23 protein-coding genes are annotated in these 23,120 nt (G+C 60.1%); 7 read left to right on the plus strand and 16 right to left on the minus strand.

Going from position 1 to position 23,120, the window contains the following annotated elements; all coding sequences use genetic code 11:
- Positions 1-3 precede the first annotated feature (3 nt).
- From MQW23_RS09810 to MQW23_RS09830, 5 genes are read right to left on the minus strand one after another with little or no spacing between them, the layout of a single operon-like run.
- Positions 4-669 carry a hypothetical protein gene (locus tag MQW23_RS09810; protein WP_252107897.1) on the minus strand — a complete coding sequence of 222 codons (666 nt, stop codon included), beginning with the start codon at positions 667-669 and terminating at the stop codon, positions 4-6.
- Positions 666-1,493, minus strand: coding sequence for an SDR family oxidoreductase (locus MQW23_RS09815; RefSeq protein ID WP_252107899.1), 828 nt, complete (start codon positions 1,491-1,493; stop codon positions 666-668). The genes MQW23_RS09810 and MQW23_RS09815 overlap by 4 nt, the downstream gene beginning before the upstream one ends.
- Positions 1,477-2,172 carry an iron-containing redox enzyme family protein gene (locus tag MQW23_RS09820; protein WP_252107901.1) on the minus strand — a complete coding sequence of 232 codons (696 nt, stop codon included), beginning with the start codon at positions 2,170-2,172 and terminating at the stop codon, positions 1,477-1,479. Before MQW23_RS09820 ends, MQW23_RS09815 begins: the two co-directional genes overlap by 17 nt.
- Positions 2,169-3,629 (minus strand): AMP-binding protein, encoded by a 1,461-nt coding sequence (locus tag MQW23_RS09825; protein WP_252107908.1) that lies wholly within the window; start codon positions 3,627-3,629, stop codon positions 2,169-2,171. Before MQW23_RS09825 ends, MQW23_RS09820 begins: the two co-directional genes overlap by 4 nt.
- The gene (locus MQW23_RS09830; RefSeq protein WP_252107911.1) at positions 3,613-4,254 is read right to left on the minus strand and encodes a thermostable hemolysin; all 642 of its coding nucleotides are present in this window, start codon (positions 4,252-4,254) and stop codon (positions 3,613-3,615) included. The genes MQW23_RS09825 and MQW23_RS09830 overlap by 17 nt, the downstream gene beginning before the upstream one ends.
- A 113-nt stretch (positions 4,255-4,367) precedes the next feature.
- Between MQW23_RS09830 and MQW23_RS09835 the strand changes: the two genes are divergently transcribed.
- Positions 4,368-5,309, plus strand: a complete 942-nt coding sequence (locus MQW23_RS09835; protein ID WP_252107913.1) for a GNAT family N-acetyltransferase — start codon at positions 4,368-4,370, stop codon at positions 5,307-5,309.
- A gap of 69 nt (positions 5,310-5,378) precedes the next feature.
- Here MQW23_RS09835 and MQW23_RS09840 read toward each other — a convergent pair whose 3' ends face one another.
- On the minus strand, positions 5,379-5,624 hold the full coding sequence (locus MQW23_RS09840) for a hypothetical protein (RefSeq protein ID WP_252107915.1): 246 nt from the start codon (positions 5,622-5,624) through the stop codon (positions 5,379-5,381).
- Positions 5,625-5,638: 14 nt separating this feature from the next.
- Here MQW23_RS09840 and MQW23_RS19530 point away from each other — a divergent pair, with 14 nt between their 5' ends.
- A complete protein-coding gene (locus MQW23_RS19530) occupies positions 5,639-6,310 on the plus strand; it encodes a c-type cytochrome (RefSeq protein ID WP_252107917.1) in 672 nt (223 codons plus the stop codon).
- Between the two features lie 85 nt (positions 6,311-6,395).
- On the opposite strand, the gene rep is transcribed toward MQW23_RS19530, so the two are convergent.
- Positions 6,396-8,462: a DNA helicase Rep gene (rep, locus tag MQW23_RS09850; RefSeq protein ID WP_252107920.1), complete on the minus strand. Its 2,067-nt coding sequence runs from the start codon at positions 8,460-8,462 to the stop codon at positions 6,396-6,398.
- A gap of 242 nt (positions 8,463-8,704) precedes the next feature.
- Here rep and MQW23_RS09855 point away from each other — a divergent pair, with 242 nt between their 5' ends.
- Positions 8,705-9,172 carry a tRNA (cytidine(34)-2'-O)-methyltransferase gene (locus MQW23_RS09855; protein WP_252107921.1) on the plus strand — a complete coding sequence of 156 codons (468 nt, stop codon included), beginning with the start codon at positions 8,705-8,707 and terminating at the stop codon, positions 9,170-9,172.
- Here MQW23_RS09855 and pyrE read toward each other — a convergent pair.
- The gene (pyrE, locus tag MQW23_RS09860; protein ID WP_442908602.1) at positions 9,169-9,837 is read right to left on the minus strand and encodes an orotate phosphoribosyltransferase; all 669 of its coding nucleotides are present in this window, start codon (positions 9,835-9,837) and stop codon (positions 9,169-9,171) included. The two genes, MQW23_RS09855 and pyrE, sit on opposite strands and share 4 nt — an antisense overlap.
- Before the next feature lie 131 nt (positions 9,838-9,968).
- Here pyrE and MQW23_RS09865 point away from each other — a divergent pair, with 131 nt between their 5' ends.
- Positions 9,969-10,736 carry an exodeoxyribonuclease III gene (locus tag MQW23_RS09865; protein ID WP_252107923.1) on the plus strand — a complete coding sequence of 256 codons (768 nt, stop codon included), beginning with the start codon at positions 9,969-9,971 and terminating at the stop codon, positions 10,734-10,736.
- Positions 10,737-10,844: 108 nt separating this feature from the next.
- On the opposite strand, the gene rph is transcribed toward MQW23_RS09865, so the two are convergent.
- The 6 genes from rph to MQW23_RS09895 form a co-directional block, all read right to left on the minus strand.
- The gene (gene rph, locus MQW23_RS09870) at positions 10,845-11,582 is read right to left on the minus strand and encodes a ribonuclease PH (protein WP_252107924.1); all 738 of its coding nucleotides are present in this window, start codon (positions 11,580-11,582) and stop codon (positions 10,845-10,847) included.
- 70 nt (positions 11,583-11,652) lie between these two features.
- A complete protein-coding gene (locus MQW23_RS09875) occupies positions 11,653-13,209 on the minus strand; it encodes an FGGY-family carbohydrate kinase (RefSeq protein ID WP_252107925.1) in 1,557 nt (518 codons plus the stop codon).
- Between the two features lie 10 nt (positions 13,210-13,219).
- Complete coding sequence (locus MQW23_RS09880) at positions 13,220-14,209, minus strand: ABC transporter permease (RefSeq protein ID WP_252107926.1); 990 nt, start codon at positions 14,207-14,209, stop codon at positions 13,220-13,222.
- On the minus strand, positions 14,206-15,219 hold the full coding sequence (locus MQW23_RS09885; protein ID WP_252107927.1) for an ABC transporter permease: 1,014 nt from the start codon (positions 15,217-15,219) through the stop codon (positions 14,206-14,208). The genes MQW23_RS09880 and MQW23_RS09885 overlap by 4 nt, the downstream gene beginning before the upstream one ends.
- Entirely contained in the window at positions 15,212-16,720 is a 1,509-nt protein-coding gene (locus tag MQW23_RS09890; RefSeq protein WP_252107928.1) for a sugar ABC transporter ATP-binding protein, read from the minus strand. The genes MQW23_RS09885 and MQW23_RS09890 overlap by 8 nt, the downstream gene beginning before the upstream one ends.
- Before the next feature lie 73 nt (positions 16,721-16,793).
- Positions 16,794-17,777: a substrate-binding domain-containing protein gene (locus MQW23_RS09895; protein ID WP_252107929.1), complete on the minus strand. Its 984-nt coding sequence runs from the start codon at positions 17,775-17,777 to the stop codon at positions 16,794-16,796.
- Positions 17,778-17,981: 204 nt separating this feature from the next.
- On the opposite strand from MQW23_RS09895, the gene MQW23_RS09900 reads away from it, so the two are divergent.
- The 3 genes from MQW23_RS09900 to MQW23_RS09910 all read left to right on the plus strand — a co-directional run bounded on the left by MQW23_RS09900 (position 17,982) and on the right by MQW23_RS09910 (position 21,407).
- Positions 17,982-18,995 (plus strand): substrate-binding domain-containing protein, encoded by a 1,014-nt coding sequence (locus tag MQW23_RS09900; protein ID WP_252107930.1) that lies wholly within the window; start codon positions 17,982-17,984, stop codon positions 18,993-18,995.
- 73 nt (positions 18,996-19,068) lie between these two features.
- Positions 19,069-19,932 (plus strand): YicC/YloC family endoribonuclease, encoded by an 864-nt coding sequence (locus MQW23_RS09905; RefSeq protein WP_252107931.1) that lies wholly within the window; start codon positions 19,069-19,071, stop codon positions 19,930-19,932.
- 245 nt (positions 19,933-20,177) lie between these two features.
- A complete protein-coding gene (locus MQW23_RS09910) occupies positions 20,178-21,407 on the plus strand; it encodes a tyrosine-type recombinase/integrase (RefSeq protein ID WP_252107932.1) in 1,230 nt (409 codons plus the stop codon).
- Between the two features lie 111 nt (positions 21,408-21,518).
- On the opposite strand, the gene MQW23_RS09915 is transcribed toward MQW23_RS09910, so the two are convergent.
- Together MQW23_RS09915 and MQW23_RS09920 are read right to left on the minus strand one after the other, a co-directional pair.
- Positions 21,519-21,872: a hypothetical protein gene (locus MQW23_RS09915; protein WP_252107933.1), complete on the minus strand. Its 354-nt coding sequence runs from the start codon at positions 21,870-21,872 to the stop codon at positions 21,519-21,521.
- A 237-nt stretch (positions 21,873-22,109) separates the two neighbouring features.
- Positions 22,110-23,072, minus strand: coding sequence for an alpha/beta hydrolase (locus tag MQW23_RS09920; protein ID WP_252107934.1), 963 nt, complete (start codon positions 23,070-23,072; stop codon positions 22,110-22,112).
- Positions 23,073-23,120 lie beyond the last annotated feature (48 nt).

Raw genomic sequence — 23,120 nt, forward strand, 5'->3', positions numbered from 1 at the left:
TTCCTATTGAAGTTCTGACATTAACTGACGAATATCGTCACGGCGGCCATCATCTGCAAGTTCGCGACCAGAGCGAGACGGTGCCATCAAGGCTTTTTCCAATACCTGATGTGCCTCTACATCGCGGCCTTGCTCGTGTAAATAGTCACCCCAGAAGTAAAGACTGTCGATCCCATCGGGATTAATCGCAAGCGCTCGCTGCAGATACCATTCAGCTTTTTCGTCGTCACCAAAGCCGATAGGCCAGCCGGGAACTTGATAATAGAGCGCACCCAGACTCGTATAGGCCGAGCCATCGAGTGCCAGCGGATCCAATTCCAACGCGGTTTCAAGCTCCTTTTTAGCCTCTTTCACCAATCCCAGTGCGCTCAGCCCGCCACGAGCCCCCGCTTCTGTCGAACGAATGATGCCGGCCCATATATGCAGCTCGGCGGCGTCGGGATAGCGCCCGACCAGTTGTTCGGCACGGTCGCCCAGGTGACTGAAAGCGGCCTCCTGCTCGGCAGGTGGCAGCGTATAATTGATTTCTGCCCAACGGTTTTGTAGCTCGGCAAGCGAGGTGGCGATTGCCGTACTATCGCCCTCACTGGCGAAACCAGGCAGGCTGATCAAGGCAATGGCGCTCGCCAATAGCGTGGTGCGTAGCACCCTGGATGCTGACTGGATCATGATACAGACTCCTTGGACGTCATAAATCGGCGAATGACCGGCAGTTGACGTAAGAGCGCGCGGTCAACGGCGCTTGGCCAGAGCGTGTTAAGACGAGTGAAAAAGCGTTCCGGCAGACCGATCTGCAACTCCTCACGTTGCTGTTCCACCGCATCGACAATGGCCAAAGCGACGGCATCCGGTGCATCGACGGCATTTCCAAGTGCCGCGTTGAGCGCCTCGGTCTGTGGGGAGTTCATGGCGGTGCGTGTCGCTCTTGGAGCGATGTACATCACGCGTACACGGGTATCGGCTAGCTCACGGCGCAGCGCCTGACTGAAGCCACGCAGGGCGAACTTGGTTGCGCAGTAGGTGACTTGTCCGGGATAACCCAACTGCCCGAAGGTCGAGCCGAGGGTGATGATCATCGCCCGAGGGTAGGTCATCAGCTGTGGAAGAAGAGCTCGAGTGAGTTGCAGCGTAGCGGTCAAGTTAATGGCGATGAGCTGTTCGATATCGTGATCGCTGGCGGTATCGAAAAAGCCCTGCTGATTGCTGCCGGCAGCATTGATCAGCATGTTGCATTCCGCCATACGCGCGGCATTGACCAAGCGACTGCGATCTTCTGCATTGGTCAAGTCGGCGCTGACGGCGACGACATGATCAGGATAGCGGTTGGCCAGTGCAGATAGCACCTCCTGATTTCGCCCACTGATGAGCACTTGGGCGCCTCGCTTCGCCAAGGCCTCAGCGAGCGCATGTCCGATGCCGCCGCTGGCACCGGTGATCAGCACGCGTTGTGCCGCCCAACCGCCAGGAAAAACGCGTTTACCAAACCAGCGCATGACTAACTTCCTCTATCGTACTTTGTTGCGCATAGCGTGCTTCAATGCCCCTGAACATCGCGCCGTATAAGCGGTAGAACATATTGGCGCTATCGATCACTGCGGCAAGATCCTCTTCCCCTAGCTGATTTATCTGCTCTTCGAAAAAGGCCAAGTGGCCAATATCCAGGCTGCCGTGTGAGGTCAGGTAGCGTACGGCATTGTCAGGTAGCGCCAGGCTTGCCTGAAGCTTCTCGGCAGCTTGGGTCGCCAGCGCCGTGCTCGTACCTTCCAGTACCTGCACCATGCCGAAGAACGCGACTGGGTTACCATGCTCGATCGAATCACGAATCCAGGCCACCATCAGGCGTGTAGCGGGGTCGGGCATCGCGTCAGCGGCAGCACGGGGATCGCCACCCGCCTCGCGGATGTCGTCCAGAATCCACTGCTCGTGACCGTGCTCCTCTTCGATGTACTCCACCAAGGCCGTGCGCAGCCAGCCAAGGCGCTCGGGTAGCCGCGCACCACAGGCCATCATGAGTGGAACGGTAAAGCGTACGTGATGGTATGCCTGACCGAGAAATGCAAGATACTCCTCAAGGGTCACGTTGCCTGCCAAGGCGCGGCCGACGATAGGCGTGCTCAGTAACCAGGTACGTGCTTCTTCCGTTGCGCTTTGCAGCTGTTGGTAAGCAGTCATTGTGTTGCTCCTTTTGTAGGGTAGGGGGCCGTGCTTTGTAACCAGTGTCCATAGGCCGTGAGTAGCTTGTCGCGACGTAGGCGGCCATTGGCGGTCAGTTGCTGGTTATTTGGAGTAAAAGGGGGGGTACGCTGCCACTCGTGTACCTGGGCGTAGTCGGGTAGCTGGCGATTGACGGCCTGGATGGCGGCGTCGAGCTGTGCATCGGTATGCTGAGCCGATGTGGGAACGATTAGCGCGCGATTGGCGGGCAGCGCCTCGCCGTAGACCATGGCTTGAGCAATCGCAGACTGCGTGCAAAGCTCGCTCTCTACCCATTGCGGATTGACATTACGGCCATAGGCCGTAATGAAGACGTCTCGCTGGCGACCATTGAGCGCGATGGACTCGTCTTGCCACTCACCGGTATCTCCCGTGGCGTGCCATTCGCCACACGCAGGCTCACCCAGGTAGCCCAGCATCAGGGCACCGCTAACGTGCAGTTGACCTTCGCCATCGATACGCAGGCGCGCATGAGCGAGTGGGCGACCGACTCCCTGGCGTTGCTCGCCTGGACGGTTAAGACACACCACCGAGGAACACTCCGATAAACCGTAGCCTTCGAAGACCGGCCAGCCGCCCTGTTGAGCATGGGTGAGCAAGGTGTTGGCCACCGGTGCCCCACCTACCGCGACAAAGCGCAGGCCAGTAGGTGCGAGTGGGGAGTGGTTCACTAACGCTTGCAGCAGTTGCGGGACTAAAATCATGCTATGAGGCTGGTAGTAGGCGATAGCCTTCAGTGCAACAGTAGCGTCGAAGCCGCTGGCTCCCTGCCAACCTAGCGATGCCATGCCAGGCAGCACGCTACAAGCGCCAAGCCATAGCGGTAAATAAAGCCCACCGATATTTTCCAGGAGTGTGGAAAGAGGCAGCATGGCCAAATGGCGGCGGATATCGAGCGCGGCCACTATCTCCGCGAGGCTTTCGGTAACGGTCAGCAGCGCCTCATTATCCAGACACACCCCCTTGGGGGAGCCGCTAGTGCCTGAGGTAAAAGTGATCCGTGTAGTGCCTTCATGTAACGCGGGCACGTGGTCGACGCGACGCTGGCAGATGGCTGTATCACTGGTGGGCCGAAAGCTAAACGTTTCGCTACCTTGGCCAATCCAGCTGTCAATTCCTGCCTGTTGAACGATATGACGACGCTGCGTGTCACTGAAAAAATCAGGAATAGGCACCGCCACACGTGCTTCCATCATGAGAGCCAAATCCCACAGAGCCCACTCCAGTCCGTTATCCAGCGCCAACGCCACGCGTTGCGCACCTACCTCGCGCAAGCGTTGGCGCCGTTGAGCAATGTGCTGCATGACAGCCTTGTACGAGAGGTGCTGCTCGCCATCGCTGAGGGCGATACGCTGGGGGGTATGATGGGCGTGGTATTCGATCCGCTTCATCAGCGCATTAGGCAATACGTGCATGCAACACCTCTTCGACGGCGGTTTCAGCCACTTCTAATCGGGTCTGGAGCATCTGCATGGCGTAACGAAGGTCCCCTGCCATGACCCAAGGACGATGCTTGTAATAACGCCCCCATAGGTGCGACTCATCGCCTAGCCGCTTAGGATCAGCCGGCATGATGGGCTGCGGCTCGAAGCCCATTCGGCGCAGGCCATTGGCAACTTCAGGCGTTGCCGTAAACAGCAACCAGGCGATGCCTTCTTTCGCCAATTGGTAGGCCAGATAGAGAAACAGTTGACGCTGCAAGCCAGGACGCAAGCTGGCCAGGTTGCCGATTTCAGCAATATCCTGACGAACAAGCGATGACTGAAAGCGCTTCGTGAGGATCTCTTCGGCTTGACCATCCAGGTAACGTTCCAAAAAGAGTGGCCCGCTGCTGGCAAGGCGCAGACCCACTGCAGCTAGGGGTTGATCGGCTTGCCACACCCCAAATAGACGAGGTAAAAAACGCTGGATATGAGCACTATGCTGTAGAACAAAGCGCTTTCTAATCAGCTGTTTAAGCGCTGTCTTTTCCTGCCAACTGATCGCCTCATGCCAATGCAGCGTCGACGGGTCAGGGGAGAGTGAACGTAAGCGAGACATCGGTATCTCCATCGTGTTTTTAAACACTCTGGAGGGGGTGGCTTAACACAGGCTTAAGTCAGCTAAATATTTATTACCGCTTTTGCCGGGCAATGAAGAAAGGTGATGAATCAATGGTGTTAGAACATGGATCATTTCTACAGGCTGAACGATGTCCGCTTTCCCAGCGCCGAGAAGCGCTGCTGCATCTTGCAGCGGTCAACGACCCCAGCCATCAAGCCGATCTACAGCGCGCTCTAGAGCGTGCGAAGGCCGCACCAAACGTCGTCTGGCAGGGGCTTAGAGTCGTCAAACGAGGTGCTCACATCGAAACGGCGCTATGGGTCGAGCCCATGGAGGGCAACACCGCCCGGCTCTGGCTGCCCGGTGTTCAGCACGAGTGTTTGGGCACGCTTTTGAGCGATGCCCGTCAGTGGGTCGGAGCACAGGGATACACGCTTTGCCACGTGGCGCTTGGAGAAAGTGACAGCCATTGGGAGCCGGCGCTTGTAAAAAGCGCCATGGAGCGTCTGGCCGCGCTTTGGCACCTGAGCGTTGCGCTTTCAACGCCGCCTGCAATGCCAAAAACAGTGCCAGAAACAATGCCAAAAACAACGCCGGAAACACTTGAAGTGGCTCCGTTCGGCGCGCTTGGCCGCGAAGCGCAGCTTGGCTTATTGCAAGGCGTTAGCGACGGCTCGCTCGACTGTCCGGCGCTGCTCGAGGCGCTGCCGATACAGACGCTGCTGTCGGGGTTTTACGCCGGTGCTCCCGATGCCCCAGGGCACTGGTATCGTATCCTTCACGAGGGCGAAACGGCGGGCGTGCTGCTGCTGGCGCCGCAAAGCCCCGCGCGTTGGGAGCTTCAACTGATGGGGTTATTGCCCGGCTGGCGCGGGCGAGGGCTTGGCCGGGCGCTTTTAGAGCGGGCGATGCGGCTGGCGTTTCAGGCTGGGGCTCGTGAGCTTTGTCTAACCGTCGATGCACACAACGCCCCGGCTGTCAGACTGTACCTCGATGCCGGGTTCGAGCGTGAAAGCGAGCAGTTGCTCTATGCGTGGCGTAAGCCTTCGTAACTAAGGCAAATGGTCTTCGAAAAACGCCTTTTTACTCTATACTGAGGGCGTTCGCACAAGGACAACTGTTCAATTCATGGAGGAACGCTGGTGAAAATCATTCTCGGTATTATCGTATTTATCTTCCTCGTCGGTTTGTTGACGCTCACGGGCGTGTTCAAGCTCATCTTCTGACGGTGTCGGCGTGGCTTGACGTTCGAGCCAGCCTCCGGTCGCGACGCTTTGGGCGATAGGCGCTCTAATGCTCGCGACCGCTTTCCCCAATTTCTTCACGCCCCGACATTGGTTCCTCGGCCGGTCGGGGCGATGTGTCATACAAGGAGTCCACGGTGAGCGTCAGGCGCGTAGCGGCAGTAGTGTTCGGCGTTTTAACAAGCGTCGCCGTGGCCGGTGAGACCGGAGAGGGCGAGGCGGTCTATGATCGGCTCTGTATGGCGTGTCACCAAACCGGCGTGGCCGGCGCGCCGATTCGCGGCGACAGCGACGACTGGACGGCACGCCTGGAGCAGGACGTCGAGACGCTGGTGCAGCACGCCATCGACGGCATCGGCGCCATGCCGCCCCGCGGCGGTAATCCCAATCTGACCGACGACGAGATACGCGCGGCCACGCACTATCTGGTCGAGCCGGTCATGGCGGCGCCGGCTGAAGAGAGCGAGGCCGCCGACGAACGTGTCGAGCGCGAGGCGCCGCTACCGGTTTCTGACGATGCCGAGCCTGATGACACCAACGGCGAAGGCTCAAGCGCCGATCACCGCAGTCTCGACGGCGAGGCGCTCTACGCCCGCGCGCGCTGCGCTACCTGCCATGCCACCGGTATCGCCCGCTCGCCAAAATTGGGTGACACGAACGCCTGGCGGGAGCGGCTGGAGCAGGGGCGTGAGACGCTCTATCAAAGCGTGATCCTTGGCAAGGGCGTGATGCCGCCCCGGGGCGCAAGCACCGCCAGCGACGACGAGCTCAAGGCGATGGTGGACTACATGATCGAGCGCGCCCGCTAAGGCGCCCGTTCAAACCATCCACAGCCGCTCGGCTCGATCCGGCTGTGGATAACTCGATATTCACTCGGCTTTATAGCAAGTGTCCCTAGCCCAACAGCGAGCGCAGCCCGGCGATCGCGTCCTTGCCCCGTGCCTGCTTTTTATCCGGGTCTTCCTTGTCGGCGCGCCCCTCCCACTCGAGGTCGTCGGCGGGCAGCTCGTCGAGAAAGCGGCTCGGCTGGCAGTCCATCAGCTCGCCGTAGGCCTTGCGCTGACGGGCGAGCGTCATGGTCAGCGTGCGCCGGGCACGGGTGATACCCACATAGGCCAGGCGACGCTCCTCTTCGACGGTGCCGACCTCGATAGCGTTACGGTGGGGCAGCAGGTCCTCTTCCAGGCCCATCAGGTAGACGTGGGGAAACTCCAAACCTTTCGAGGCGTGCATGGTGAGCAGCTGCACGCGGTCTGAGTCGTCCTCCTCGGCCTGCTGCTCGAGAATATCGCGCAGCACCAGCCGCGAAATCGCGGCTTCGACGCCGTCGGTCTCTGTCGCCGTGGCGTCGTCATCCTCTTCCGGGTCGCGGTTGAGTGACTTCTCGAGCTGGTCGATCAAAATCCACACGTTGGCCATGCGCCGCTCGGCGATGGTCGGGGCGCTGGCGTTTTGGTAAAGCCAGGCCTCGTAATCCATGTCGCGCAGCATGTCGCGAATGGCGGCGATGGCGTCGCCCTGGTCCATGCGCTTTCTGACCCCTTCGATGAAGTGGGTAAAGCGCGACAGCCGCTCCACCGCCCGGGTCGGCAACACCTGCTCAAGGCCCAATTCGCGGCAGGCGTTGAACAGCGAAATGGCGCGGCCGGAGGCCTGGTCGTTGGCGTAGTTGGCGAGCTTTTCGAGCGTGCCGGGGCCGATCTCGCGGCGCGGCACGTTGACGATGCGCAAAAAGGCGTTGTCGTCCGCCGGGTTGATCAGAAGGCGCAGGTAGGCCATGGCGTCCTTGATCTCGTTGCGCGAGAAAAACGAGGTGCCGCCGGAGAGCTTGTAGGGAATCTGGTAGTGCTGAAGCTTGAGCTCCAAAAGCCTGGCCTGAAAGTTACCCCGGTAAAGCACGGCGAAGTCGCGCCACTCCGCTTTCTCCTTGATGCGCCGGGTGAGCATTTCGCTCGCCACTCGCTCCGCTTCGGCCTCCTCGTGGCGGTTGACCACCACGCGGATCGGCGCGCCGTCGCCCATTTCCGACCACAGCGTCTTGTCGTAGACGTGGGGGTTGTTGGCAATTAGCGTGTTCGCCGCGCGCAGGATGGTACCGGTGGAGCGGTAGTTCTGCTCGAGCTTGATGACGTTGAGCCGCGGAAAATCCTCGCCCAGCGTCACCAGGTTCTCCGGCCGCGCCCCGCGCCAGGCGTAGATCGACTGGTCGTCGTCGCCGACCACGGTGAAGGTGGCGCGCTCCGCCATCAAAAGCTTCACTAAAAGATACTGCGAGACGTTGGTGTCCTGGTACTCGTCCACCAGCATGTAGTGGATCTTGCGCCGCCAGCGGGCCAGCGCCTCGGCATCGTTTTGCAAAAGCACCACCGGCAGCAGAATCAGGTCGTCGAAATCCACCGCGTTGTAGGCTTTCAAATGGCGCATGTAGGCTTCATACACTCGCGCGGCGAACTGCTCGTCCTCGTCTTCGGCATGGGATAGCGCCTGAGCGGGTAGCACCAGATCGTTTTTCCAGGTGGAGATTTTGGCCTGCACCGTGTTGATTTGCTCGGCGTCGACCTGGGCGTCCTTGTTCATCAGATCGCGCAAGAGCGCCTTGGCGTCCTCCGGGTCAAACAGCGAAAAGCCGGGTTTGTAGCCCAGCGTTTTCAGCTCGCCGCGAATGATGTTGAGCCCCAGGGTGTGGAAGGTGGAAACGGTCAGCCCGTGGCCCTCCTTGCCCTTGAGCATCTGACCCACCCGCTCTTTCATCTCGCGGGCGGCCTTATTGGTGAAGGTGACCGCAGCGATGCGCCGCGCGCTCATGCCGCACTCCTGCACGAGATAGGCGATCTTGGTGGTGATCACGCTGGTCTTGCCCGAGCCCGCGCCGGCCAATACCAGGCAAGGGCCGTCGATATAGCGCACGGCTTCCTGCTGGCGCGGGTTGAGGCCTTGGATGCGGCTGAGAATAGAGGACATGATCACTACCTGACAGGAAAGCGGGACGCTTTGGCCGTATCATACAGGCCGGCACGACGAAGGCGAAACCGGTGAATAAAAGTGGCCGGTAGCGTCTAAAAAATCTTTTATAGCATTAGACCAAAGTTCTATAAGAGCTTGTATAATACGCGACCGCTAAAAGGCGCCACGCCTTGGCTGGCCGCGTTCAGCCTGCCCCGGCCGTCGATCCACTGGCCGGCGCAGCACGCAAAGGAAGAGTCATGTTTGAAGTAGCGCTTTTCGAGCCGCGCATGGCGCCCAATACGGGCAACATCATGCGCCTGGTGGCGAACAACGGCTGTCGGCTGCATTTGATCGAGCCGCTGGGCTTCGATCTCGAGGAGAAGAAGCTTCGTCGCGCGGGGCTGGACTATCGGGATCTGGCCAACGTGACGCGCCACGCCGATTTCGCCGCCTTTTTAGAGGCGATGGCCGGCCGCCGGATCTGGGCGATCACCACGAAAGGCGTCAAGGCGTACAGCGAGGCCGCCTTTGCCCCGGGCGACGTGCTGCTGTTCGGCTCGGAAACCGGCGGGCTCTCAGCAGATGCCCACGCCGCGATCGACGAGGCCCAAAAGCTTCGGATCCCCATGCAGCCCAACAACCGCAGCCTCAATCTCTCCAACGCCGTGGCGGTGGTGAGCTACGAGGCCTGGCGCCAGCAGGGCTACCAGGGCGCCGGTGGTTAGGCGGTGACGCCGTAGCGGTCGCGGTAGGCGCGCACCGCCTCGGCGTAGGCGAGCATCTCGCCGCCTTCGTGCTCTTCGAGATATTCAAGTACCTGCTCGAGCGTGACGATACTGACAACGGGCATGCCGTAGTCGGCGGTGACTTCCTGTAGCGCGCTCTTCTCGCCTTGGCCGCGCTCCTGGCGGTCCAGCGCGATGATGACGCCGGCGGCGCGGGCGCTTTGAGCCTCGATCAGCGTCATGACCTCGCGGATGGCGGTGCCGGCGGTGATGACGTCGTCGATGATCAGGATGTCGCCGGAAAGCGCCGCGCCGACGATGTTGCCGCCTTCGCCGTGGGCCTTCGCTTCCTTGCGATTGAAGGCGTAGGGCATGTCCCGGTCGTGATGGTCGGCAAGCGCGGCGGCGGTCACGGCGGCAAGGGGAATGCCCTTATAGGCCGGGCCGAAGAGCACGTCCGCGCCAAGGTCGCTGTCCATGATCGCCTGGGCGTAGAAGCGGCCGAGTTTGGCCAAGGCGCGTCCGGTCTGAAAAAGACCGGCGTTGAAGAAATAGGGGCTGACACGCCCGGACTTGAGCGTGAACTCGCCGAATTTGAGTACGCCCTGTTCGATGGCGAAGGCGATGAAGTCGCGCTGATAGGATTTGAGAGTCGAAGTCACAATGATCGTCTCTTGAGTCGAAAGTGAGTGAAAGTAACCGATTTGATCAGGTAACACGCCTGATTGAGCCTGCCTATTTACCCAAACGTCGAAACGTCGGGTATCATACCGCAGCGACGCAAAAGGGACGATTTATGAAAATTGCCAGCATTAATGTCAATGGTATACGCGATGCCGTCGATCGAGGCTTCCTGGACTGGCTGGCTCAGCAGGATGTCGACGTGGTCTGCGTGCAGAACCTCAAGGCCAAGAGCTTCGAGCTTGGCGACCATATCCTCTATCCGGAAGGCTTCGAAGGCTATTTTCTCGATGCCGAAGAGGACGGCTTCTCCGGCGTGGGCCTTTATTGTCGCAAGATTCCCAAGGCCATCATGTACGGGCTGGGCTTTCCCCAGTGCGACCACGAAGGGCGCTTTTTGCAGGCGGACTACGACCGCTTCAGCATCGCCACGTTCTTGATGCCCGATGGCACCGATCAGAAGGCCAAGCAAGCCTTCATGGACCAGTACCAGGAGTACCTGACCAAGATGTCGCGCAAGCGCCGCGAGTACATCATCTGCGGGACCTGGCACGTCGCCCACAAGACCGTGGATCTGGCCAACTGGTCCGATAACCAGCTCACCTCCGGCTTTCGCCCGGAAGAGCGGGCCTGGATGGACCAGGTGCTCGGCCCGACCGGCTTCATCGATACCTTCCGCGAAATCAATCGCGACGCCGGCGAATACACCTGGTGGCCGAAGCTCGACCAGGATGTTCCCCGCGACCGCCAGGAAGGCTGGCGCATCGACTACCAGCTGGTCGGCCCGAACTTTCGCCGCCACGTGGTCGACGCCTGGATCGACTATGATGCGACCTTCTCCGAGTACGCGCCGCTGATCGTCGAGTACGACCTCGCGCTGTAAGCGCAGACGGCTTCCCGCGTCGCCTGTAGCGAGCCGCCCGCAAAAAGGCCAGCATCATGCTGGCCTTTGGCGTTTCTAAACGTTGACGTTCTACACGGGCGCAGCCGATCAGCCGCGAATGCCCAGCGCCTCGCGCTGATGCTCGAGAAGCTCGGCCCCGGCCTTCTCGGCCAGATCCAGCATGGCGTTGAGCTCCTGGCGGCTGAAGGAGCCGGCTTCGGCGGTGCCCTGCACCTCGATCAGCTCGCCGCTTTCGGTCATCACCACGTTCAGGTCGGTGTCCGCTTTGCTGTCTTCTGGGTAGTCCAGATCCAGCACCGCCGCCCCCTTGAAGATTCCCACCGAAATCGCGCTGACCATCTGCTTGAACGGGTCGCCCTTGATCTTTTTCTCGCGCTGAAGATAACGAATCGCATCCACCAGCGCCACGCAGCCGCCGGTGATTGCCGCGGTCCGCGTGCCACCATCGGCCTGGATCACATCGCAATCCACGGTAATGGTGAACTCGCCCAGCTTTTTCAGATCCACCGCGGCGCGCAGGCTGCGCCCGATCAGCCGCTGGATCTCGAGCGTCCTGCCCCCCTGCTTGCCGCGGCTGGCTTCACGGCCGCTGCGCGAGTGGGTGGCGCGGGGCAGCATGCCGTACTCGGCGGTCACCCAGCCCTGGTGTTTACCGCGCAGCCAGCGCGGCACGCCCGCCTCGACGCTTGCGTTACACAGCACTTTGGTATCGCCGAACTCCACCAGCACCGAACCCTCGGCGTGGCGGGTATAGTCACGGGTCAGGCGAATATCGCGCAGTTGGTCGGCCTCGCGGCCGCTGGGGCGAACAACATCGGGACGCATGGCACCTCTCGTCAATTAAGGCTAAAGCGACCCATTGTACACCCTCGGGCCTTGTGGCGCCTGAGCGTGTTTACTCCAGGCGGCCGGCATAGAGCGCCTTGAACGCTTGATAGCGCGTGGCGTGCATCGCACCCATGGCGGGGTCGGGTTCCAGCACGTGCTCGCCCGGGGAGAGCCCTTTGGCCACGCCCAGCACATCGCCTTTCGTCGCGGCACCCAACGCCGCCACGGCGGCGCCCAACAGCACCGGCTCCGGCGCTTCGGAAAGCACTACCCGGCAGCCGGTACCATCGGCGTAAAGCTTGCGTAGAAGCGCTGATCGGCCGTGGCCGCCGCTCAAGTGCAGCGTGTCGATGGCGTAACCGTGGGCATTGAGCCGCTCGATGATCGCCCGAGTGCCGTAGACCAGCGCGGTGGCGGCGGCCCAGTACACCTTGATGAAACTCTCTTGAGGAGTATCCAGGGTGAGCCCGGTGATCGCGCCGCGAATCTCCGGGTCGGCGAGCGGCGAGCGGTTGCCGATGAAGTCCGGGCAGACGTGGGTGTGCGGAGCGGGATCACCGCTTTCTAGCCGCTCGAGCAGCACCTTCGATAGCTCGCCGTGCACGTCATCACCGAACGCGCTGCCAGCGGCGAACATCGCGACCAGGTGATCGAGCAGTGCACCGGTAATGCTCTGGCCGCCTTCGTTGGCCACGAATCCATCGCACAGCGCGCCAGGGTAGGGCCCCCAGACGCCGGGAACCTCGCAGCGGCTGGGCTGGGCACCGATATGGCAAGTCGAGGTGCCACCGATCACCGCCAGACGGGTCTCGGGAGCGTTTGTTAGGCTGCGACCCAGGGTGCCCAAGGCGCCGGCGTAGGCATCGATCATGCCCACCGAAAAGTGACACCCGGTGGTCAGACCCAGATCCGCTGCAGCGGCCTCGGTGAGCGGGCCAAGATCCACGCCTACCGGCAGCGCGGTTTCGGGGAGGCGAGCGCGCTCGATGACATCCGCCATATTGATACGGTCGAGAAAGTCGTGATCCCAGCCGTGGCCCGGGCGCGGGTCGAAAGTCCACTTGCAGGCGAGCATGCACACCGAACGCTCGAAAGAACCCGTGCAAGCAAAGCCTAGCCAGTCGCCCAAATCGCCGGCATAACCGATCTGTTCATAGAGTTCGGGCCGGTGGCGCTTAAGCCACTTGAGCTTGGGCATCTGCATTTCCGGCGACATCGCCCCGCCCAGGTTGGCGAGGACCTTCGAGCCGGTCGCGGTGCACTCGGCGGCTTCCATCGTGGCGCGATGATCCATCCAGACGATGATGTCCCAGGGCTCGTCCCCTTCCGATAGCGCCAGAGGGCGATAGGCTTTATCCAGTAGCACCAGCGAGCAGGTGGCGCTGACCGACATGCGCGTCACGCTCTCGGCGGCAACGCCGGCGGCCTCGGTCGCCCGGCGAGTAGCGCTGCAGACTGCGCGCCAGATATTGGTAGAACTTTGCTCGACGTGGTGCTCGGCGGGGCGGTGCATGGCGATGGGGGTTTTCGCCTCCGCCAGCATTACGCCATCCTGGGTAAAAATACCCGCGCGGGCGCTACCGGTGCCGATGTCGATGCCCAGAACGTGCTCTTGGTGACTCATAAATGCGTACTCATGACTGTTTGATGAACGGCATCCGCAGTGCCATCACGATGATCAGAAACCCGCCCCAGACGGCGGTGGCCAGGTGCTGGCTGGCGCCCATCAGGTTCATGCCCGAGGCGATTACCTGCAGGCTCATCAACCCCAGTACCAGCGGCAGCACGCGGCCAAAGCCGCCAAACGGGTTGGCGCCGGCCAGAAAACAGGCCAGTACGGTGATCAACAGGTAGCTTTCACCGTGGCCGACGCGCACCGAGTTGAAGCGCGCCAGCATCACCATGCCGGCTAGCCCTGCCAGCAGGCCAGAAAGGGTGTAGACGGCGATCAGCACGCGCTTGACGTTGATGCCCGAGTATGCGGTCGCGCGCGGGTTGGAGCCGAGCATATAAATCGAGAAGCCGGTTCGGGTGAAGTGCATGATATACATGAGCCCGGCGGCGGCACCGAGAAAGATCCACATGGGAATCGGCACGTTCAGCCAGTGGCCGCTGCCAATGACCTGGAACACCTCCGGCATGCCCGAGATACCGCCGCCGCGGGTCAAGAACTCGCCCACGCCCTGCAAAAAGATCATCGCGCCCAACGATACCAGGATCGGGTGCGCACCGACGTAAGCGACGATGACGCCGATCAGGCATCCCGCCGCCGCGCCCACCGCCAGCCCTGCCAGAATGGCGAGCGGCGCACCGACCCCGCCCATTTCCGCAAGCACCCCCTGCACCAGCCACGCCGTGGTGAGCCCGGCGATGTTGGCGGTAAAGGTGACCGACAGGTTCAGCCCGCCGGAGATGATCGGCACCAGCATGGCCAGCGAGAGCAGGCCGAGCTCGGGTAGCTGCATCGACATCGAACCGAAGTTGGTCGTGCTGAGAAACCCGGGAGCCAGTAGAGAAAAGAACGCGATGCTGACGATCAAAAGCGCGGTCATCGCCAGCACTTCGAGACTATCGCCGCCCAGACGAATGCCCGCCTTGGCGGGCGTGGCTTGATGCTTGTTCATACGGTTTTTGCCCTGGTGGAACGGGGCAACAGGTTGCCCAGATTACTGGTCGTGATGGCGGCCAGGATGATCAGCCCCACAATCATGCGAAATGCGTAGGGTGTGACGCCCAGCAGGTTCAGCCCGTTCTGTACCACGGCGAGCAGCAGCACGCCGAGCACTGCGCCGAGCACCGTGCCACGCCCCCCGCCCAGGGTGGCGCCGCCCAGCACCACTGCTGCCAAAATGGGCAGTTCCTGGCCGATCAGCGCATTGGGCACCACTTCCTGCACGATATGCGCCTGCATCAGCCCTGCAACGCCTGCGCAGAGCCCTAGCCAGCCGTAGGCAAAGGCATGGATCTTCCACACGCTGACGCCGGAGCGCCGCGCCGCCTCGGGGCTCGAACCGTAGCCGTAGAGCGCCCGGCCAAAACCTGTTCGCGCCAGGATGAACCAGGTCAGCAGCACCATCACCGCCATGACGGCGGCGGGAAAGTAGAGCGTGGCCGAGCCACGTTCGGCGGGCAGGTCCAGCAGTGGAATCGAGTAGTAAAGCCAGTCGGGAATGTCGTAGATCGATACCCCGCCGGTTACGTACATCAACAGCCCAAAGAACAGGTTGAACGTGCCGATGGTGACGATGATCGACACGATACGAAAGCGGTGGATCAGCAAGGCGTTGATAAGCCCCAACAGCGTGCCCACCAGCATGGACAGCAGGATGCCAGCCACCCAACCGCCGCCGCCCATGTACTGCGTCAGCGCCGTGATCACCACGTACTGCACGACCGAGGCGGCCACCGCGAAGGAAATATCGATACCACCGGCGATCAGCACCACCACCAGCCCTATTGCGAAGATGATGTTGACCGACTGGTTGTTGAGCAGGTCGAACAGGTTCTGAACGCTCAAGAAGCTGTCGGTACTCAGCGCCAGCACCACGCAAAGCGCGATGATGATAGCCAGCAGTACGCCTTCGGTGCCAAGGCCCTTTCTACCAAGGCCCCGGCGGGGTAAAAGCTTACGCATTGATCACTGCCTCCAGCGCTTCTTCGGTGGTGTCCGCGGGAATGATTTCGGTGGCGATGCGCCCGTCACGCAGTACCAGCGCGCGGTCGGTGTTCATCCAGATCTCGCCAGCCTCGTCGGAAATCAGGATGATCGCCATGCCCTGATCGGCAAGGCTACGGATGATGTCGAAAATACCGGCTTTCGCGCCGACATCGACACCAATCGTGGGGCAGTCGAGGATCAGCACGTCCGGCTCGGTGGCCAGCCACTTGGCCAGCGCAATGCGCTGCTGGTTGCCTCCGGAAAGCGACGACACCGCAAGCTCGGCGTCACTCACCTTGGTCTTCAACTGTTCGATCCAGCGCGCGGTCAATGCCTTGATACGCCCGGGCGAGAGAAAGCCTCGTGGCCTCTCCAGAGAGGGCAGTACGGTCACGGCGCTGTTCATGTTGATCGACTGGTTCTGCACCAGCCCCAGGTGTAGGCGATCTTCCGAGAGATACGCGATCTTTTGGCGCACGGCGTCGCGATTGGAGCGCAGCTTGAGCGGTTTGCCCTCCTTGCGCATCTCGCCTGAGGTGGGGCGGGTCATGCCGAAGATGGTGTGAGCGATCTCGGTGCGCCCGGCGCCCAGAAGCCCTGTCAGCCCCAGAATCTCGCCGCGGTGCAGAGTGAAGGATATATCCTCGAATTCGCCGTCGCGGCTCAAACCATCGAGCTCCAGCATCGGCGCGCCTTTCCAGGCATTCGTTCGCGGAGTGAGCTCAAGCTCCATGCCGGTCATCAATGTGGAAAGGCGCGCTTGAGTCATGCCCTCGGTGGGGTAGGTGCCCACCAGTTGGCCGTTGCGAAGCACGGTGACTCGCTGGCAGACCTCCAGCACTTCCGCCAAGCGGTGGCTGACCAGAACGATGGAAATGCCCTTGTCGGCCAGCGTTCGGGTGATGGCCAGCAGCGACTGCACCTCTTTATAGGTGAGCGAGGCGGTGGGTTCATCCATGAAGATGATGCTGGCGCCAGCGCGCAGCACCCGGCAGATCGCCACCAACTGGCGGTGAGCGATAGAGAGATCTTCCACGCGCGCAGTCGGGTCCAGGGTCAAGCCAAACTGCTGGATGATCTCGCGAGACTGTCGAAGAGCCTCCTTGTAGGAGATCGGTCGCCAAGGCTTGGCCACATAGTCGTCAAAGACGATATTCTCCGCCACGCTCAGATGAGGAAAGAGCGCCAAATCCTGCCAGATCACGTGGATACCGCGACTGCGCGCCTCTAGCGGGCTGATCGTGGTGAGGGTTTCGTCACCGAAGGTGAATTCTACGCCCGGCTCGGGTTTGTAGACCCCGTTGATGATCTTGATGAGCGTGCTTTTACCACAGCCATTTTCGCCCGCCAAGCACATGACCTCGCCGCGGCGCAGCTCGAACTCGACCTCGTCGAGTACCCGGCTTTGCCCGAAAACCTTGCTTACATGACGCGCGCGAATCGCGATGTCGCTCATCGGCGGCTTCTCTCTAGACATGATGGCTCTCTTGACATGACTGCCGCGCTCAAGGAGCGCGGCAGCGTTGACACGATGGGATGAAGGGGGTGTGTTACAAGCCAAGCTCGGCGAGTTCGTCTACGGTTTCTTCGCTAAGCTCCAGAGGCTTCGATGCAAAAAGGGTGTGGCCATCCAGAGTAATCTCGCCCAGTACCGGCAGCTCGTCACCGTCGGTGATCTCTTCGCCGTTGTAGAGCAGGTTACCCAACGCCACGAACGCCTTGCCCGCCTCTAGCGGGCTCCACTGGAACCCACCGGTGATCACGCCTTCGTGCACCAGGCGCCGCCCCTGACCCGGCGAAAACAGACCCATTACGGCGACATCGCCGGCCAGGCCGCGCTCTTTCACCGCCCGCGCCGCGCCAATGGTGCCTTGGCTGCCAAACGACATGATACCGGCCAGGTCTTCGTGGGCGCGCAACAGATCGAGGGTGGTGTTGCGGCTATCGTCGACGCTTTCCGCCACGCCGAAACGCTCCGCGGCCGGGGTCAGACCTTCGCAGTTCTCCTCCAGCCAGTTCACCGCGGCATCCGCCCAGGCGTTGTGCGCCGGAACGCTCAAGCCACCCACAAAAACGGCATACGAGCCTTCACAGCCGGTGGTGTCTGCCAGAAGCCTTGCATGCTCTTCACCGAGCTGCTGGGCGGAGATCATCTCGAAGTCGTAGTCGATATTGACCGACTCGGGGCTTTCGTGGGTCAGCACGATGATTCCTTGCTCGCGAGCGCGCTCAAGCACCGGCTCCAGCACTTCACGGTCGTTGGGAACCACGCCGATGACGTCGACGCCGCGGCTGATCAGATCTTCGACGGCGCGTACCTGCAGGGCCGGGTCGGCGCTGGTGGGGCCGACCATGTAGGCCTCGACGCCCAGCTCGTCGCCCATCTCCTCGATGCCCATTTCCATGGCGTTGAACCAGGGAATACCGCCCACTTTCGCCACGACAGCAATGGTGGGAGACTCCTGCGCCATGACGCCAGTGCTGGCAAGCGCACCGGTAAGCGTGGCGGCACTCAGAAGTACTTTGTATTTCATTGTCTTATCCTTTGCTGGTGGCGAACAAAGCCAGTGAAATGAAGCATAGGTGGCGGTGGCCTCCGACCCTGGGCTGCAAAGATAAAGCGCCATGGAGTCGAACGTCACTTAAATTAGGCTGCACAATCGGTTGTGCAAAGTGTAGCATTGTTCGTTGGCGCCTTCATGTCAATGCGACTTTTATCTATTACAAGGAGCGGTTACGTGGCAAGCGAGTCCCCTAAGCGGCCGACCATCTACGATCTAGCGAGACTCGCTAACGCCTCGCCGAGCACCGTCAGCGCCGTGCTCAACGGTTCGTGGCAGCGCCGGCGCATCAGCCAGAAGCTGGCCGACAGGATCCTCTCCCTGGCGCAGGCCGAGGGCTACTCGGCAAACATGCAAGCTCGCGCGCTGCGCCGCGAGCGCTCGGGTATCATCGGTATGATTTTGCCGCTCTACGACAACCGCTACTTCAGCTCCATCGCCCAGCACTTTGAAGCTCAGGCGCGTCAACGTGGCCTGTTTGCTATCGTCGCCTGTACCAACCGCGACCCGGAACAAGAGCGGGAGGCCGCGCGCATGATGCTGGCCTACCGGGTCGAATGCCTGGTCAGCACCGGTGCCACCGACCCCGACACGATTTCCGAGATGTGCGACGAAAGCGGTGCAGCCAGCATCAATCTAGACCTGCCAGGACACAAGGCACCCTCGGTGATTTCCGACAACCGCGAAGGCGCGCGAAGTCTGACCGATGCCATTCTCGACCGCTTGGCCGAGCAACCCGTCAGCGGCGACGACATCCTTTTCATCGGCGGGCGCGCTGAGGATCACAACACTCGCGAACGTATCGCCGGGTTCACCCAGGCTCGTACTCAGCGCGGGCTTGCCACCTCGGAGGTGGATATCATTCCCTGCGATTACGCCGCCGATAAAGCCCAGGCCGCCTTGGAAGCGTACATGCGTCATCGCCCCCGGCTGCCCAGCGCGATGTTCGTCAACTCGACGATTTCATTGGAAGGCATCGTGCGCTGGCTGCAGCTGGGCGGCTATCAGCTCGACGACATGGTGGTAGGATGCTTTGACTGGGACCCGCTGGCCGCCGCCTTTCACCCGCACTTGATGATGGTGCGGCAAAGCGTGGAGGTGATGATCGCGCGGGTGTTCGAGATGATCGATGCGCCGGTGGTCGAAAAGAACCGCTGTATCGAAGTGGCACCGGAGATCATCGGCGTCTAGGTGAGACGAACACTCAGTGGGTGGGAACTGCGCTACACTTGCCTGACGTTTACCGTCCAAGAGAGTCTGCCCCATGCCGCATAGCATGACCGCCTTTGCTCGTACCGAACAGGCAGCCGCTTTTGGCACCCTGCAGATCGAAATCCGCTCCGTGAACCAGCGCTATCTCGACCCGCATTTTCGCCTGCCGGAAGCGCTGCGCGAGCTCGAGCCCGCCCTTCGCGAAGCGCTCCGGCAGCGCCTGGCCCGCGGCAAGATCGAGTGCACCCTGCGCTTTGAAAGCCAGGAAGATACCGAGGCGCCCAGCATCAACGAGGCGCGGCTTGTAGAAATCGCCAACGCGCTGGCGACGATTAACGCCCAAGTGCCCGACGCCCGCGCGCCCACCACGCTCGAGCTCTTGAACCACCCCGGCGTCCTGCAAACCCGCCATCTCGATCAGGAAACGATCAAGGCCCGGGCGCTGGCGCTGTTCGACCAGGCTCTTACGGAGCTTATCGATACCCGCGCTCGCGAAGGCGAAAAACTCGGTGAGATGATCGCGTCACGGCTCGACGCGGTCAGCGAACAGGTCAATCAGGTGCGCGGCTTTCTTCCGCAGATCCTCGAGCGTCAGCGCGCGCTGCTGCTCGAACGCCTGGAGAGCGCCAAAACCGAGCTCGACCCTCAGCGGCTGGAAGCGGAGCTGGTGATGGTGGCGCAAAAGGCCGACGTCGACGAAGAGCTCGACCGCCTCGATACCCACGTCGACGAGGTGCGCCGCCAGCTCACTCAAAAAGGTCCCCAAGGGCGCCGGCTCGACTTTCTCATGCAGGAACTCAACCGCGAAGCCAACACGCTCTCGTCGAAATCCGTGGTCGCCGATACCACGCGGTGTGCGGTGGAGCTGAAGGTGCTGATCGAGCAGATGCGCGAGCAGATTCAGAATATTGAGTGATTTCTATGCTTGTTCATGATCGTTTATAAATTATTGTTTTTTATATTTTTTAATGCTAATGGTTGTCTACGGCCGTCTACTAAAATACCGCTTAAGCCACGCCCAAGTGGGTAGTAAAATGGGTAGTAAAGTGCCATGCTACCCACCAATAATGAAGAATTTCTTAAAGTTACTACCCGTTTTTAATTTAAGTATCTGAAAATATTGTTAAATATAGAAAATAATGAGGCGTTTGGGAGGGGGGGATGGGAAGCTTTACTGCCAAGAAGGTCCAGTCGTTGATCAAAGAAGCCAAGCCGGGACGCTATGGTGATGGCAACGGTTTGTACTTGATGATTCCTAAGGCAGGAGCTGCCTATTGGATGTGCCGCTATACCTTCGCGGGTAAACGCCGTGGTATGACGCTGGGTAAATATTCTCACCTCTCCTTAGCTGAAGCTCGCGAGCAGGTGGTTGAGACTCAGAAGGCGATTCGTAGCGGTAGAGACCCTCTTACCGAGCGCAAACGTGAAGAAAAAATAACCATCAGTACAGTGCAGGATCTGTTCGACGATTGGTATCAGGAATTAGAGAAGCGGCTCAAGCATCCCAATATTCCCAAGCGTGTATTTGAAAGGGATATTGCTCCATTCATAGGTTCGTTAGCGCTAGATAGCGTTACTCCTATGGATATACGTGCCATCGTCAGAAAGGTGACGAGTAGCGGTCGGCCAACCATTGCAAACGATGCTTTGATGTACTTAAAGCAGCTATTTAACCATGGTATCAAGCTAGGACTTTTGGCCTATAATCCTGCGTCTGCTTTCAACGTCAACGATGCGGGCGGGGTCGAGAAAAGCCGTGATAGAGCACTTAGCCTTGAGGAGCTCAGCTTTGTCTTTGAGGTTTTCAGAGAGAATCGCACTAGCTTTACGCGTGACAACTATCTCGCATGCGCACTGCTTGTTGTGCTTGGAGTGCGTAAAACAGAGCTAACAGAAGCCACATGGTCAGAATTTGATTTGAACAATGCGAAATGGAATTTACCCGGAGAGCGCAGCAAGTCAGGCGTTGGAATTGCAATTCCTTTGCCACCGCAGACGGTCGAGTGGTTAGAGGAGCTTCACACTCGTGCTTGCGGTTCGCCTTACGTATTTCCTAGCCGTCGCAGCAGTAAGCAGCCCCACATGGGTAAAGACACTCTCAATCGCGCCATTGCTAAGCTATTTGGTCATGAACCAGGTAAGAAGCTGCAGCCCGAGAATAGAATGGGTGATCTATCCATCTTTACGGTGCATGACCTTAGGCGCACTTGCCGCAGTCTGTTGGCTGAGACAGGAGTGCCGAGTCATGTGGCTGAACGTTGCTTAAATCATAAGCTAAAAGGTGTGGAAGGCATTTATGATAGATACGACTACCTTGAAGAGAGAAAAAAAGCATTAGCTAAAGTGGCAAAATTAGTCGACGCTATCGTCAATTCTAAAAACAATTGTTAATTACTAGTGCTGCCAATCAGGCAGCTCTATTTCTTAGGATTTATGTCCACTTTTGCAATAAAAGATGATCATTAGGATTTTTGATTTTTAATTCAGGAGTGACAATATTGTTCAGGCGCGGCCGCGGGCACGGTCGAACTTAACTTGCAGGTCCTCCGGTGTCAGGGTCAGGGGGGCGGTTTTGGGCATCTCGAAAAGGCCGGTGACCCCGCCCAGATGCTGAGCTGCTCCCGCCCCTTGATTGCATTCCTGAGCTTTGTCGCGGTTGTGCTTTTTATCTGTGTTGTCGCTTACCGCAACGCCGACCGACTGGAAGCGTTTGTCGAGCGTAAGTTCTGGATAAAAGTACCCCGGCAGAACGGCGATCTGAAATAAATTCGGGGCAAACCGGTGTTCTTGCCCAAACGGGCAGCTTGAAATATCACTTCGACTTGGATCACAACAGCTTTTTCTGGAGCTTGGCATCTGAACCGCCCCGGCTTTCTCGGAGACCCGTTGGTTTGAGTCAGGCCGTCTTCTTGGCCTGACCTTGTTGCTCGTAATACAGGGCTTCTCGCTCAGCCGGTGGCGAGAGCGCAACGCCATTGCCCACATTAAGGTGTTCGAGCAACGGGCTGTTGTGTGTCATCGCCCGGCAGTGACTGGGCGATAACGCAGAAGACCCCGCCAGAGGCAGGGCCTGGGGTGGCTCTCTGGGCGATCTCAGCCGAGATACGCGCCAAAGAACGTGTCCAGCTTGTCGAAGGGGATTAGGTTGACGCGGTCATACAAGTCAACGTGCCCGGCACCCTCGACCCAGTAGAGTTCCTTCGGCTCGGCCGCGCGCTCATAGGCGTCCTCGCTGAATTCGCGGGAGTGGGCCTGATCACCGGCGATGAACAGCAGCGGGCGCGGTGAAATGGTGTCGATATCGACGAATGGATAGAAGTTGAGAAACTTCACGTTGCTGGTCAGCGTCGGGTGCGTGGTCAGGTCCGGGGACTGGCTCTTCGGCGTGAATTCGCCGCGCGGCGTGCGGTAGAAGTCATAAAACTCCTTGGCGATGGGGTGCGAGTTTTCGTCGATCTCGTGCGGGCTACCGCTGGTGTACTCGATGCTACCACCGGTAAACTCGACGTTGCGCTGCTGTGAAGCAGCCTCGATGCCGGCCTTACGGTCCTCGAGCGAGATGCTCTTACCGAGGCCATAGCGGTTGGCCTGACCCATGTCGTACATGCTGACCGTGGCCACGGCCTTCAGGCGTGAGTCGATCTTGGCGGCACTGATCACGAAGCCGCCACTGCCGCACACGCCCAGACCACCGATGCGCTCGCCATCGACGAACGACTGGCTCGTGAGAAAATCGACTCCAGCGCTGAAGCCTTCGGCGTAAAAATCCGGCGACACGCGATTACGCGCGCCATCGCTGGCACCCCAGCACGGCAGGTCGATCGCCAGTGTGACAAAGCCGCGCTCGGCCAGTTTGGTGGCATAGAGGTTGGCGCTCTGTTCCTTCACCGCCCCCATCGGATGGCCAACCACAATGGCGGGGTGCGCCGTCGAGCGGTCCAGATTCTTCGGGATAAACAGATTGCCAGCCACGGTGGTCTGGTAAAGGGTCTGGAACGTGACTGCTTCGGCGGCAACGCGGTCGCTCTTATAGAAGTTCTGTGCATCATCCGGCATGGTGGCTTCCTCCAGCATTCTGGGTGGATATTGTGACGTGAAGCATTT

This window comes from Halomonas sp. S3-1-1 (genome assembly GCF_023757625.1).
In the GTDB taxonomy this organism is placed as follows: Bacteria; Pseudomonadota; Gammaproteobacteria; order Pseudomonadales; family Halomonadaceae; genus Vreelandella.

Excerpts from the sequence above, each read along its gene's own strand:
- MQW23_RS09835 (WP_252107913.1), top strand. The coding sequence starts at position 4,368 with ATGGTGTTAGAACATGGATCATTTCTACAGGCTGAACGATGTCCGCTT.
- MQW23_RS09910 (WP_252107932.1), top strand. The coding sequence starts at position 20,178 with ATGGGAAGCTTTACTGCCAAGAAGGTCCAGTCGTTGATCAAAGAAGCC.
- MQW23_RS09915 (WP_252107933.1), bottom strand. The coding sequence starts at position 21,872 with ATGCCAAGCTCCAGAAAAAGCTGTTGTGATCCAAGTCGAAGTGATATT.
- MQW23_RS09865 (WP_252107923.1), top strand. The coding sequence starts at position 9,969 with ATGAAAATTGCCAGCATTAATGTCAATGGTATACGCGATGCCGTCGAT.
- MQW23_RS09885 (WP_252107927.1), bottom strand. The coding sequence starts at position 15,219 with ATGCGTAAGCTTTTACCCCGCCGGGGCCTTGGTAGAAAGGGCCTTGGC.
- MQW23_RS09880 (WP_252107926.1), bottom strand. The coding sequence starts at position 14,209 with ATGAACAAGCATCAAGCCACGCCCGCCAAGGCGGGCATTCGTCTGGGC.
- rep (WP_252107920.1), bottom strand. The coding sequence starts at position 8,462 with ATGTCCTCTATTCTCAGCCGCATCCAAGGCCTCAACCCGCGCCAGCAG.
- MQW23_RS09905 (WP_252107931.1), top strand. The coding sequence starts at position 19,069 with ATGCCGCATAGCATGACCGCCTTTGCTCGTACCGAACAGGCAGCCGCT.
- MQW23_RS09825 (WP_252107908.1), bottom strand. The coding sequence starts at position 3,629 with ATGCACGTATTGCCTAATGCGCTGATGAAGCGGATCGAATACCACGCC.
- MQW23_RS09855 (WP_252107921.1), top strand. The coding sequence starts at position 8,705 with ATGTTTGAAGTAGCGCTTTTCGAGCCGCGCATGGCGCCCAATACGGGC.
- MQW23_RS09830 (WP_252107911.1), bottom strand. The coding sequence starts at position 4,254 with ATGTCTCGCTTACGTTCACTCTCCCCTGACCCGTCGACGCTGCATTGG.
- MQW23_RS09815 (WP_252107899.1), bottom strand. The coding sequence starts at position 1,493 with ATGCGCTGGTTTGGTAAACGCGTTTTTCCTGGCGGTTGGGCGGCACAA.
- MQW23_RS09920 (WP_252107934.1), bottom strand. The coding sequence starts at position 23,072 with ATGCCGGATGATGCACAGAACTTCTATAAGAGCGACCGCGTTGCCGCC.
- MQW23_RS09820 (WP_252107901.1), bottom strand. The coding sequence starts at position 2,172 with ATGACTGCTTACCAACAGCTGCAAAGCGCAACGGAAGAAGCACGTACC.
- MQW23_RS09810 (WP_252107897.1), bottom strand. The coding sequence starts at position 669 with ATGATCCAGTCAGCATCCAGGGTGCTACGCACCACGCTATTGGCGAGC.
- MQW23_RS09890 (WP_252107928.1), bottom strand. The coding sequence starts at position 16,720 with ATGTCTAGAGAGAAGCCGCCGATGAGCGACATCGCGATTCGCGCGCGT.
- MQW23_RS09895 (WP_252107929.1), bottom strand. The coding sequence starts at position 17,777 with ATGAAATACAAAGTACTTCTGAGTGCCGCCACGCTTACCGGTGCGCTT.
- rph (WP_252107924.1), bottom strand. The coding sequence starts at position 11,582 with ATGCGTCCCGATGTTGTTCGCCCCAGCGGCCGCGAGGCCGACCAACTG.
- MQW23_RS09840 (WP_252107915.1), bottom strand. The coding sequence starts at position 5,624 with ATGACACATCGCCCCGACCGGCCGAGGAACCAATGTCGGGGCGTGAAG.
- MQW23_RS09875 (WP_252107925.1), bottom strand. The coding sequence starts at position 13,209 with ATGAGTCACCAAGAGCACGTTCTGGGCATCGACATCGGCACCGGTAGC.